Source organism: Macrococcus sp. CoH-51_TC_04 (genome assembly GCF_058188655.1).
This window is the reverse complement of sequence record NZ_JBVGOY010000014.1, coordinates 1-12684: the sequence shown is the minus strand read 5'-3', so window position 1 is coordinate 12684 and position 12684 is coordinate 1. Positions and strand designations below refer to the sequence as shown.

Here is a 12684-nt window from a genome sequence, read left to right as displayed (position 1 = left end):
CAGACAAAAAAACAGCTGAGTAATCAACCGTTTATCATTGTTTCTACAAATGAAAGTGATTGCTCTATAATGAATTCCTTGTCGTTATCAAGTGTAGACATATGATAACTATTCGGGGTTTCAATGATGTGTTTACACTCACTGTGAATTGACGTATAGATTAGATCCGCATTAAATGCAGGTACAGTATGATCTTCAGGGCTTACGAAAATCAGTGCAGGACATTTAATCTGGAATAAACTTTCTTCTACAGTACGCATTAACTTACGAATCTCTAATATACTTTTCACCGGTGTATCTTGATAACCGATTTCAGGTACACCCTGCTTTTTAATATCGCTACCGCTTCCCGGTATAATATTGAGACCCACATGTGCTGCCGCGTGCATATACGGGATAACAACCGCTGCATTAATCGGAATAATCGCTTTAATCTCCGGATGTTTTGCTGCCATATAAAGCGTCAGCGTCCCTCCCATGGATAAGCCTGACATAATGATTGTGTCACATTTTTCTTTAAGCTTTGTTAGCCCTTCTTCAATGCTTTCAATCCAGTCTTCATATGTTGAAGCGGCCATATCCTCTAAGTTTGTACCGTGACCGGCAAGTCGAGGTAAGCATACCGTATATCCTGCCTCACTGTACGCTTCTGCAAGTGGCATCATACTGAACGTTGCCCCGGTAAAACCGTGGGATAACAATATCCCTATATTATTTCCCTGGTGATAATAACTTTCTGCACCTTTCATTATTGTAGTCATAACGAACTCCTTCTTTTTATTATTATTATAATCGCTCTTATGCATAATTTCATCTTTATCATTCTATAAGAATGTTGGTTATTTTAATAAGTTGTAAATATTGTCTTCTCGTTTAATTTATATTGTATATTGTATTTTTTTACTTTAGAATTAATATATCATTATATAAAAGGAGACAGACGATGAAGAAATTCTGTACAAACTGTGGTCAGGAAGCACCACTATCACACAAAGTATGCACGAACTGTGGTACCCCACTTCCTCCTCAAGAAAGTGAAGTTACTCATAACAGTACGACACCAGAACCGCTTCAGAGCAGACAGAAAGAGAAAAAACAAGAGAAGGTCAAAGTAAAAGAAAATAAAAAGAAAAAACCGATATGGCCATTCCTACTCATCGGACTATTACTCGCTGCACTCATCGGCGCATACTTCTTCCTAAATCATAAATATAGCCCTGAAACACATGCCAAATCTATCGAAACTGCCATCAATGACAAAGACTATCAATCACTCAGCAACTTGCTGACAGTCGGTCAAGATGGTATTGCTGAAGAAGAAGCGAAAGCCTTTGCAACGGTGATTGAAAAGTCTGGTAAGAAAGATGAGTTTATGAATGAACTTCATGGCGCTGCACAGGGTAAGAATGAAACTACGATTCAAATTGGTGAACGTGACGTCTTAGACTTAAAGCGTAACGGAAAATATTTCAGTGTGTTCCCTAAGTATAACTTCGAACCTGTACTCCATAAAGTATCGATTGACGGTAAAGAAGATGCAGAGATCGAATTTACGTTCAATGGCAAGAAACACACTATCGCTGTAGCAGATGGCAAAGAAACAGAAATCGGTACATTCGTAGCTGGAAAATATGCATTAGATGCGAAGAAGATAATAGACGGGAAGTCTACAGACGGGACGCTTGATATTGATGTTTTGTCAGAACCACAAGCCCAATTAGCATTCGATGAACATTTCATCAATATTAAGGTTGAAGGTGATAGTAAGCTTGATGCTTCAGAAACACAAGTATTCGTTAATGATAACGAAGTGGATTACAATAGTAATAAGACAACTTACGGACCATATAAAGGTGATTCATTAAGCATCTATGCTGAAGGTGAACTTGATGGCAAGAATTTCAAGACCCCTACAGAAACGTTAACAGACATCGATTTAGCTGAAGGTTCAAATAGCGTGACATTATCATTCGATGAAGATGATATCGATGCCTATATCGCAGAAAAAGAACAAGAGAAAGAAGAAACGAAGACAGCATTAGAACGTGCAGAAGCTGCTGAGGCACGCGCAAAAGCAGCCGAGGAACGTGCTAAAAGAAATTCAAATGACGATGAAGATTCTGATACTGAGTCTGACAGCGGATCTGATATTATTATGGTCGAAACAGCTGATGATGCAATACAGGCAGCTGAAGATCATCTTGGCGTATCTGATTTAAGTGACTACGGTGATGTCCGTACACCTGAGGTTAAGTCATTCGGATATGGTTTTGGTATCTTTGATGATGATGGCGACCCTGTGATGTCATTTGATGTGTATGAAGATGGAACAGTGGTTGAATACGATGAAACAGGAGAAGAGATCGATCGTTCTAATCCATATGAATAATATCTCTTCAATAAAACCCGAGCAGTGCATAATAGTCATAATTCTTGAAGATGGCCTCAACGATTAAATACATATCTATTGTATTATCAAGTATGCTTATATCAAACACATACCTACAAAAATAAGCATCTCATTAAATGAGATGCTTATCTATTTCTAAATTATTCAACTGTTACAGATTTCGCTAAGTTACGTGGTTTATCTACGTCTGCTCCACGGTGTAACGCTGCATAGTATGCGATTAACTGTGTTGTTACAACCGATACTAATGGCGCTAGCATTTCATGAACATGAGGAATCACATAAGTGTCGCCTTCTTGGTTTAATCCATCCATTGAAATGATACATGGATGTGCACCACGAGCTACAACTTCTTTCACGTTACCGCGGATTGATAAGTTCACACGTTCTTGAGTTGCTAATGCAATAACTGGTGTTCCTTCTTCAATTAATGCGATTGTACCGTGCTTTAACTCCCCACCTGCAAATCCTTCTGTCTGGATGTAAGAGATTTCTTTAAGCTTTAACGCACCCTCAACACCTACGTAATAATCCATCGTACGTCCGATGAAGAAACAGTTACGTGTAGTTGCTAAGAAGTCCTTTGCAATTTTCTCCATTAATTCAGCATCATCGATCACTGTTGTAATCGCTGAAGTCACTTTCGCAAGTTCTGGTAATAGATCAATGCCCGTATCAATACCTGCATCTGCTGCAGCGACTTGCGCTAAGATTGATAATACCGCGATCTGTGCAGTGTAAGCCTTTGTAGACGCAACTGCAATCTCAGGTCCTGCATGAAGAATCAATGTATGATCCGCTTCACGTGATAATGTTGAACCAGCTACGTTTGTAATTGTCAGTGCAGGGTGTCCTAATTTCTTCGTTGCCACTAATACTGCACGGCTATCCGCTGTCTCGCCTGATTGTGAGATAAAGATGAACAATGGTTTCTTAGACAGTAATGGCATGTTGTAGACGAATTCAGAAGCGACATGTACCTCTGTTGGAATACCTGCCCATTTCTCTAAGTATTCTTTACCAACAAGACCTGCATTATAAGATGTACCACAGGCAATGATATGGATACGGTCCGCTTTACGTACTGCTTTAACGATATCTTTATCGATCTTTAAGTTTCCTTTTTCATCTTGATATTCCTGGATGATATTACGCATCGCAGCAGGCTGCTCGTTAATTTCTTTAAGCATGTAGTGAGCATATGTTCCTTTTTCGATATCTGATGCATCGATTTCAGCTTTGTAAGGTTTACGTTTCACTTTCTTACCTTCTAGGTCTTTGATGTCGATGCTTTCTTTCGTTACAAGAACAACTTCACCATCGTGTAATTCTGTATAAGTGTCTGTTACTTGTAACATCGCCATCGCGTCTGATGCGATAACGTTGAATCCATCACCTAAACCTACAAGTAAAGGAGATTTGTTCTTCGCAACGTAGATAACGTCTGGGTTCTGTGTATCTAATAAACCTAATGCATATGAACCATGTAATAATTTTAATACTTGAACGAAAGCTGCTTCTGTTTCTAATCCTTGTTTAGAGAAGTGTTCTATAAGTTGAACGATAATTTCTGTATCAGTATCTGATTTAAATGTCACACCTGATAAATATTCATTCTTTAATTGCTCGTAGTTCTCAATCACACCGTTATGCACTAATGTGAAACGCTCGCTTTCAGATTGATGCGGATGAGAGTTTTCGTGATTTGGTACACCATGTGTTGCCCAACGCGTATGTCCAATACCAGTCGTTGTATCAAAGTTTGAATCTACAACTTTACGAAGTTCTGCGATACGGCCTTTCTCTTTGTAGACACGTACATCTTCTCCGTTACGTACAGCGATACCTGCTGAATCATACCCACGATATTCTAATTTTTCTAAACCTTTTAAAAGGATCTCTTTTGCATCCTCTGTTCCAATATAACCTACGATACCACACATAATAATTTCCTCCTGCTAGTTCCAATTCAATTTTGTATTTTTGTTTAGTAGTCTTATTATGCGGTGCTGATGCGTTTTGTTCACCCAGTTGCCCAGGTGGTTTGTTCATCAGCTATCGAATCGCTTTATCCGGGATGGCATCCGCCGAAAATTCGATAACCATCCGTCCTCGTCAACAGTTTCCTGTTCTGGCGCTGTATATTAAGTTGTTACAATCCTCCTTTTCGAATGAAATAGTTTACTAAACTTAGACTATTGTACTATATAGGTATCAGTTCATACAAGAATATTCTATCAATATCAATGTATAACAAGTATGTATGCATTAGATGGAAATAATATAAAGTTAAACCATTGGATTTATATAACTTCCAATGGTTTAAATGATTTTAAATAGTACACTTAACGTTTTATTGGCTCAATAGTTTCTTTTTGATTCCTAATTTCTTTAATATTTCCTGCATCATCAAAGTCAACGACGATTTGATAACCATTTCCATGGTTGCTGTCGTATAAGAAGAACGGATACTTTTCAGGTCCCGTTTTCGCCTCACCATTACGAATACGTTCTACATTATTCATTGTTGGGTTAGGGAAATAACGTAACGCCTCAGCTTCTGTAATTTTACGTTGTGGATGAACTGCAATCGAACTAACGACGCTACTAGAGTACGCAATCGCAATATCTCCATAAAGCTTTGCAGATACCGCACCTTAACCACTTAAAACTGTTTCTCCTGTCGGTGCACCTAAAATATCTTTCACTTGGTTTTCAATCATTCCTACACGTACACCAAACGCTTCTTCATGATGTGATTCAAAGAAGTAATATTGTCTAAATGCAGGATTACTGAAATCAATCTCATTTTTATCATTGATAAACGAATATTTACCATTAGCAGTTGTTTTACTTTGTTCCGGCTTTGCACTAATTTTTTCTGCATTCGGCTTATATTTATTTAATATTTCCTGCCATTTCTTTTGTGCGTCGATATCTTGAGATACTTTGAATTGATCTTCTCCACCGAAGCCACCTTCTCTAGTGCCAGAGTCACTATACTCTCCAAATCCACAAGAGAAACACATCTCTTTAGCTGATTTTATAAGCTCGTAAACTTTACCGTTATCAGCAAGTATATATTTATGGATATTCTTGCTTAAATCAGCATGTTTAGAATAACCTACTGCTGTAATTGCATCCTTTAGTTCCTCAGTTATACCTGTCTCTCCTGATTTAGAAGTATAAAATACAACGCCACCAATTCCTCTGATTTTAAAACCCGTTGGACCAGGATTATCAAAATCCTGAACTTGTATATCTCCATCTTCACTTGATGCAAACCAGTCTCCATGTCCACCCGCACCATGATTAAAGTAATAATTAGAAACAGCTAAGCCGGCTGTCTTTGCTCTCTCATCAGCCCATCTGAGAAATTCATCTTCCATTGCTGATTTTTGTTCCTGTGTAAACCGATAAATAAAATCTTCTTTATTTGTATCATCATTCACTTGGTTTTCATTTTTAACTTGATTTCCATTGTTTGTCGTTGATTCCTGGTTTTCTTGTTGAGATACATTTTGTTCCTTATTCTTAGTAGATGAATTATTTTTTGTTTCTGTAGAAGATGTTGTGATTTGTGATACGCCTTTTTTCTCATTATCTTGTGAATTTTCATCACAAGCAGTTAATATTAAAGTGAGTGTGACTACTGGAATTAAAATTTTCTTCATAGAAATACCCCTTATTGATTTTAGTTGTTTATATTATCTCACATTAGCATTAAACATAGTTAAGTAATTTATTATTTTCATTTTAGAGTACTATGACACATCAGTTCTTGATGTAGTACTTATACGTCTTCATACTAAAAAACACTGAAGAAATTAAAATTTCTTCAGTGTAAAATATTATAACCCCATATGTTCTCTTACAACATCACTAATTTTATTAACGAAGCGCTCTGCATCTTCATCTGTCTTCGCTTCGACCATTACACGTACTAACGGTTCAGTTCCAGATGGACGTACTAATACACGGCCTTCTCCGTTCATTTCATCTTCAACTTCCTTAATCACTGCTGCTACGTGTTCATTTTGTTCAACAGCATGCTTATCAGATACTTTGATATTTACAAGTCGTTGTGGATACTTTGTCATTTGACCTGCAAGTTCACTTAAAGTCTTTCCAGAACGTTTCACAATGCTTGCGAGATGAATTCCAGTTAACAGGCCATCTCCTGTCGTATTATGATCCATCATTACGATATGTCCTGACTGCTCGCCACCTAAGTTGTATGAACTACGACGCATTTCTTCTACTACGTAACGGTCGCCAACTTTCGTCTTATCAGACTTAATATTTAAAGATTCTAATCCTTTATAGAATCCAAGGTTACTCATAACTGTAGACACGACCATATGGTCTTTAAGTTCTCCTCTAGCATCCATATCCTGTGCTAAGATAAACATAATCTGGTCACCATCGACGATTTGACCTTGCTCATCGACCGCAATAATACGGTCACCATCACCATCGAATGCCAGTCCAAAGTCGCTATCAGTATCTAATACTAATTCTGCAAGTTTTTCTGGGTGCGTTGAGCCAACGTCGTCATTGATATTATTACCATCTGGATTACATCCGATTGTTGCTGTATCCGCTTCAAGGTCACCAAATAAGTATGGTGCAAGTGAATACGTAGAACCATGTGCACCATCAAGTGCAATCTTCAATCCTTCAAGGTCACCTTCAATCGTTGATTTCAAGTAGCTTAAATAACGGTGTCCACCTTCAAAGTAATCTGAAGTATGTCCAAGTTCTACACCGACAGGTCGTGGTAACGTGTCTTCTTCAGCATCAAGCAATGCTTCAATCTCCGCTTCTTGTGCATCACTAAGTTTAAACCCATCTGCACCGAAGAACTTGATACCATTATCTTGTACAGGGTTATGGCTCGCTGAAATCATAACACCCGCTTGTGCATTCATCTCACGTGTTAAGTACGCAACTCCAGGCGTTGTAATAATGCCTAAACGCATGACTTCAGCTCCTGTTGATAATAGTCCTGCAACAAGTGCTGACTCTAACATCACTCCTGAGATACGTGTATCTCTACCGACAACGACAGTCGGTTTTTCTGTACCGTTATGCGCAAGTACATATCCCCCAAAACGTCCTAGTTTAAATGCTAGCTCTGGTGTTAATTCGCTGTTTGCAACGCCTCTTACACCGTCTGTCCCAAAATATTTACCCATAATAAATCTCCTTTAATTTTTAGTTACTTCAATATTAATTTCAACAGTTTCCGGATTAGAACTTGTAACGTCTTTAGGTAACGCTAGTTTCTGCTTGATCGTAGTACTTTCAGTAACTTTAGATAAGTCTACATCAATTGTTAAACTGCCTATCCCATCTAGCACAGAACGTTTACCAAAGAGTTCTACTTTATCTTCAGATAGCTTCAGCGACTTTAACTTAAGTCCTGAAGAAAGCTTACCTGTCTCTTGTGCTTCTATGTCTACTACTTTTGATGTCGGCACAATTTTTGTGTTAACTTTAACCTTGCTAGGTTTTACAGTAACATCTAGTTTATTCAAGCTTGCATCAAATACGTTAACTTCAGCTTGAGAAGTTGTTGATTTTGTTAATTTCTCAGATTCTGATAACGTTGCTTTTACATAAGCAATCTTGTTTATCTCATCTTCTCCTCCGATAATCGTCACTTGTGAAGGGTCAACCTCCTGTCCGACAAGCTCATATCCTGAGGCAATACGTGAAGAACTAATTTCTGCTTCTACTTTTCTCGTATCTTTTATCTTTTCAGATAAGGATACGTTTGCTTCTTTCGGAATAACTTCGTATTTTAATTTATCAGAGATGCCTGTCACTTTAAATGATTTCTTGTAATCCCCAACTTTAGAATTGGACAAATCCAGCTCAACCGTAAAGTCCATTAAGCTCTGAGTCTTCTTAACGATAGATTGAGGGCCACTTATTTTAACGTTGACGGTCTTCGGTGCTCCGGATAAATATAAGTTTTCATCGTCATAGACCGTCTTCACGGGAACATCGGTAATAACCGTCTGCTGTGTCTGTGAGAATTGATCATTGCCGATAACTTCAAACACATTATTCACTTGTAAAAAGATGCCGAGTGCAAGTAAAAATGCAACGAGTCTTAATCCCCATTTATTCTCTAACATTATTTCACCACACCTTTCTTAGATAAGTGGGCGCTGAACCAATGTTCTGTAAGCAGTGCCTCCAGCACTTCAAGTGATACATCTTTGCGCAGTCTGCCATTGTAAGTAACAGATATATCGCCTGTCTCCTCCGAGACAACAACTGTAAATGCATCAGATACTTCTGATATACCAACAGCTGCACGATGTCTCGTTCCAAGGCTCTTTTGTATCTTAGAGCTATCTGATAACGGCAGGTAACTCGCAGCAACTGCAATCTTATCGCCTCGAATAATCATCGCACCATCATGGAGCGGCGTATTTGGAATAAAGATATTAATCATTAATTCTGTAGAGATATCTGCATAAATCGGTATCCCTGTTTCTATGTAATCTTGCAACCCTGTTTCCTTTTCAAAGACAATTAAAGCACCTATACGACGCTTTGCCATATATTGAATGGATTTCACCATCGCATCTGTCAGCTTAGCCTGACTCACCTTTAAATTTGCTGCATTACGTTTGAACAAACTTCCTCGACCTAACTGCTCGAGCGCTCTTCTTAATTCTGGCTGAAAAATAACGATAATGGCCAGGAATCCCCAGTCGATTACCATATCAAATATCTTAGAAGTGGTTGTTAAACCTAAAGAGTCACTGATTAATTTACCAATCAGAATAAAGAAGATACCCTTTAATAATTGTATTGCTTTCGTACCCTTGATTGCATTGATCATAAGGTAGATAACATACCATACAATTAAGAGGTCAATGATGCCTGTGATAACTTTTATCGTACTCAAGTTATCAAAAACATGCGTCAATTGCATTGTATCTCCTCCATAATTCATACTAACCTATATTATATCATGTTAAGGCGCTTTTCCTCGTATAGTTTAATACATTTTTTCAATATTCATTTAATTATTGAACTTTTCCTTTTAGCTGATAAATCTTTAATTTCTTACCTGGAGCTACGTTTATTAGTATAAATTATTTATTGTAAACAATCTATTAAGTATATGTAAAGATTGTTATAAAGTTGCTATTTATTAAATAAATGATGGTAAAATAAAGTTAATTATTTTACCATCATTTGTAATGGATTTCAGCATGATGTAATAAAAGATATCATCTCAAAAAAAGAATTCATATGAAGGAGCAACCGTATGTTAGAAACTTTAATGATTGATAATTTGCCTCAGTTGAAATGTGTAAGCGACCCATTCCGTATTAAACTCCTTGAACTGATCGCGACTAAACCTAAGACAGGCCAGCAATTAGCTGATGAACTGGACATTCCCCGCGCAAAGATTCATTATCATCTCGCAGAACTTGAAAAGAACGGAATAATTGAAATCGTTAAAACAGAACAAAAACATAGCATCATTCAGAAGTTCTATGCACCGGTAGCAAAGACATTAATACCCTCCCCTGATTTACTTAAATTCAGTGATTATTCTTTAAAGCAGTCAAAAGAACACACGTTTAATCTAAAGCTTGACCAAAAATCTTTCACAGAATTCAAAAAAGAACTTAAGAAATATATTAAGAATGCGTCGGATAAAAATGGCAATACAAATTATAGGGTGACAATTAAGAAGGAGATAGAATAAGCAATGCTTATTCCATCTCTTTCTTAATATCATCAAAGTAAGGATCATCGAGATGATTCTTCTGTAAATGTTCTACTTGCAACGTACTATGGCCAAGTTTGTATTTCTCTTTAAGCATGTTACTGATTGTATTGATCAGTTCATAGTTTCGTACACCATCTAAATTATCTACAACAATGTGTGCTGTAATCGAGTAATGTTCTGTCGTAATAGCCCATAGATGGAATTCGTGCACATCTAGTACACCGTCAAAAGCTTTAATATCTGCAATAATCGCATCTGAATCATACCCTTCTGGGACACGCTCCATTAAGATGACCCAGGCATTACGTACAATCTTATATCCACCACGGAAGATGATGATCGAAATCAGTATACTTAAAATTGGGTCTATCAAAACCCAGCCTGTAAAGTAAATAACTGCAACAGCTACAATCACACCTACCGAATTCAGTAGATCGCCAATAAAATGCCATAATGCACTTTGCACATTAATATTATCTTCACCTTTAAGTGAGCGCATCAAGATAAATGTAAGGATGATATTGACAATTAAACCGATAGTAGAGATGATAAGCATAAGCTTGACATCTACCGCTTGCGGATGAATCATACGCATAATACCTTCATAACAGATGCCGATTGAAATGACCACTAAAGCAAGACCATTTAGAAATGCAGCTAATATTTCCAGCCTTAAAAAGCCGAATGTGTGATTTGAAGTTGGTTTCTTACTCGCAAAATATATCGCAATCATCGATAACCCAAGAGCAAGAACATCACTTAACATATGCATTGAATCAGAAAGCAATGCAAGTGAATTTGACAGGATTCCCCCTACGACCTCTACAACCGTGAAGAATAACGTAATCAGCAATGACGCCCATAAGGTTCTTCTCGATTGATTCTGTTTCTTTAAATGCTCTACGTGATGGAAATATTCTGGGGAATTTATTCTTCTCATACAATATCTCTCCTATCAATTATTTTCATATAAGTATTGTACACTATAAATCAATATATAATTTAAAATATGAATGATATTGCAAAAAGAAAATACCAGACCAAAATAGTCTGGTATCTGAATATTTTAATTCACAGCACAACTTATAACAACTTCTCTCCAAAAAATGAACCCGTTAGCCCCACCGCTTGTTCTGCTGTTTGATTATTAATATCTATCAATGGATTCACTTCAACAATTTCAAATGACGTAATACGCTCACTATCATTCAACATTTCCATTGCAAGGTGACTTTCGCGATACGTAATACCACCTGGAACTGTAGTACCTGTCCCTGGCGTTTCATTCGGATCCAGTGCATCTACATCAAGCGATAAATGGATACCATCACAATTTGATAAATGCTCTAACGTCTGTTCGATCACTGTCTTCATACCGAGCTGATCAATAGCTGCCATCGTATAAGTTTTAATACCCACCTCTTTAATGTATCCCTTTTCTCCCTCGTCAAGATCACGCATACCGATAAGAACAATATTTTCAACTTTAACTTTCTTGTCATAACCACCGATATTCACTAAATCTTCATGACCGTCACCAATTAAAGCGCGTAACGGCATTCCATGAATATTACCAGAAGGTGAAGAATCCGCAACATTAAGATCACCATGGGCATCATACCAGATCACTCCTAGATTATCATAATGCTTTGCAATCCCTGATATCGTACCCATCGCAATAGAATGATCGCCACCAATCACTAAAGGATAATGTCCATTTTGTACTGATGTATCAACGACATCACATAAAGTCTCACAAAAAGTAGTAACTTCTGGTAAATTTCTTAAAGCCCCATCTTGTTCACTTGTGTACACTTTCATATCAATTACAGGTGATTCAATATTTCCATTGTCTACTACCTTATGTCCAATTGCTTCTATGCGCTCTACTAAACCAGCATAACGCATTGCATCAGGTCCCATATTTACCCCTAACTTACGTTGCCCGAACGCACTTGGCGCACCAATAATTTCAACTGTCTTGTTCATCATTCATTCCCCTTTAAAAAATTCATATATCAATATATCTAAATCAACGAAATTAAAACTCACAAAAGTAGCGAAAATAATTTCAGATTATTTAGAAATCTATCTCTAATATATTTTACTGTTTATAAAGTGAATATTCAATATTTTTATGTATAAATGAATAAAATGGATATTTATGTATAAATGAATAAAATGGATATTTATGTATAATATTAATAATCTATTAAAGTTGATTAAAAATAAAAAACACAACAAAAAAAGCATCCTGTATAGGATGCTTTCAGATGAGCCATAGAGGATTCGAACCTCTGACCCTTTGATTAAAAGTCAAATGCTCTACCAACTGAGCTAATGGCTCTAAAAATGGCTGGGCTAGCTGGATTCGAACCAACGAGTGACGGAGTCAAAGTCCGTTGCCTTACCGCTTGGCTATAGCCCAATAGATGGTGGAGGGGGGCAGATTCGAACTGCCGAACCCGAAGGAGCGGATTTACAGTCCGCCGCGTTTAGCCACTTCGCT

General features: G+C 37.3%; 11 protein-coding genes and 2 tRNA genes. 2 read left to right on the top strand and 11 right to left on the bottom strand.

The features are described from left to right. Positions 1 to 23 precede the first annotated feature (23 nt). The gene (locus tag ACZ2V4_RS10710; RefSeq protein ID WP_490514851.1) at positions 24 to 761 is read right to left on the bottom strand and encodes an alpha/beta hydrolase; all 738 of its coding nucleotides are present in this window, start codon (positions 759 to 761) and stop codon (positions 24 to 26) included. A 182-nt stretch (positions 762 to 943) separates the two neighbouring features. On the opposite strand from ACZ2V4_RS10710, the gene ACZ2V4_RS10705 reads away from it, so the two are divergent. Beyond that, positions 944 to 2389, top strand: coding sequence for a TcaA second domain-containing protein (locus ACZ2V4_RS10705; RefSeq protein WP_490514850.1), 1446 nt, complete (start codon positions 944 to 946; stop codon positions 2387 to 2389). Positions 2390 to 2550: 161 nt separating this feature from the next. On the opposite strand, the gene glmS is transcribed toward ACZ2V4_RS10705, so the two are convergent. The 6 genes from glmS to cdaA all read right to left on the bottom strand — a co-directional run bounded on the left by glmS (position 2551) and on the right by cdaA (position 9365). Further along, positions 2551 to 4353, bottom strand: a complete 1803-nt coding sequence (glmS, locus tag ACZ2V4_RS10700; RefSeq protein ID WP_219493791.1) for a glutamine--fructose-6-phosphate transaminase (isomerizing) — start codon at positions 4351 to 4353, stop codon at positions 2551 to 2553. Positions 4354 to 4755: 402 nt separating this feature from the next. Next, positions 4756 to 4935, bottom strand: a complete 180-nt coding sequence (locus ACZ2V4_RS10695) for a hypothetical protein (protein ID WP_419895326.1) — start codon at positions 4933 to 4935, stop codon at positions 4756 to 4758. A gap of 132 nt (positions 4936 to 5067) precedes the next feature. Beyond that, the gene (locus ACZ2V4_RS10690) at positions 5068 to 6084 is read right to left on the bottom strand and encodes a hypothetical protein (protein ID WP_419895325.1); all 1017 of its coding nucleotides are present in this window, start codon (positions 6082 to 6084) and stop codon (positions 5068 to 5070) included. Between the two features lie 177 nt (positions 6085 to 6261). Next, entirely contained in the window at positions 6262 to 7608 is a 1347-nt protein-coding gene (glmM, locus tag ACZ2V4_RS10685) for a phosphoglucosamine mutase (RefSeq protein ID WP_490514849.1), read from the bottom strand. 12 nt (positions 7609 to 7620) lie between these two features. Beyond that, positions 7621 to 8556: a CdaR family protein gene (locus tag ACZ2V4_RS10680; protein WP_219493789.1), complete on the bottom strand. Its 936-nt coding sequence runs from the start codon at positions 8554 to 8556 to the stop codon at positions 7621 to 7623. Then, positions 8556 to 9365, bottom strand: coding sequence for a diadenylate cyclase CdaA (gene cdaA / locus ACZ2V4_RS10675; RefSeq protein WP_099483914.1), 810 nt, complete (start codon positions 9363 to 9365; stop codon positions 8556 to 8558). Before cdaA ends, ACZ2V4_RS10680 begins: the two co-directional genes overlap by 1 nt. 339 nt (positions 9366 to 9704) lie before the next feature. Between cdaA and ACZ2V4_RS10670 the strand changes: the two genes are divergently transcribed. Next, the gene (locus tag ACZ2V4_RS10670) at positions 9705 to 10151 is read left to right on the top strand and encodes an ArsR/SmtB family transcription factor (RefSeq protein ID WP_101141474.1); all 447 of its coding nucleotides are present in this window, start codon (positions 9705 to 9707) and stop codon (positions 10149 to 10151) included. 7 nt (positions 10152 to 10158) lie between these two features. Here ACZ2V4_RS10670 and ACZ2V4_RS10665 read toward each other — a convergent pair whose 3' ends face one another. The 4 genes from ACZ2V4_RS10665 to ACZ2V4_RS10650 form a co-directional block, all read right to left on the bottom strand. Beyond that, positions 10159 to 11115, bottom strand: a complete 957-nt coding sequence (locus ACZ2V4_RS10665) for a cation diffusion facilitator family transporter (RefSeq protein ID WP_283722641.1) — start codon at positions 11113 to 11115, stop codon at positions 10159 to 10161. Positions 11116 to 11258: 143 nt separating this feature from the next. Then, positions 11259 to 12164, bottom strand: a complete 906-nt coding sequence (gene rocF, locus ACZ2V4_RS10660) for an arginase (protein WP_458619746.1) — start codon at positions 12162 to 12164, stop codon at positions 11259 to 11261. 285 nt (positions 12165 to 12449) lie between these two features. Further along, positions 12450 to 12522: transfer RNA gene (locus ACZ2V4_RS10655), tRNA-Lys, on the bottom strand. Between the two features lie 6 nt (positions 12523 to 12528). Continuing rightward, a tRNA-Gln gene (locus ACZ2V4_RS10650) sits at positions 12529 to 12603 on the bottom strand. Positions 12604 to 12684: the final 81 nt, after the last annotated feature.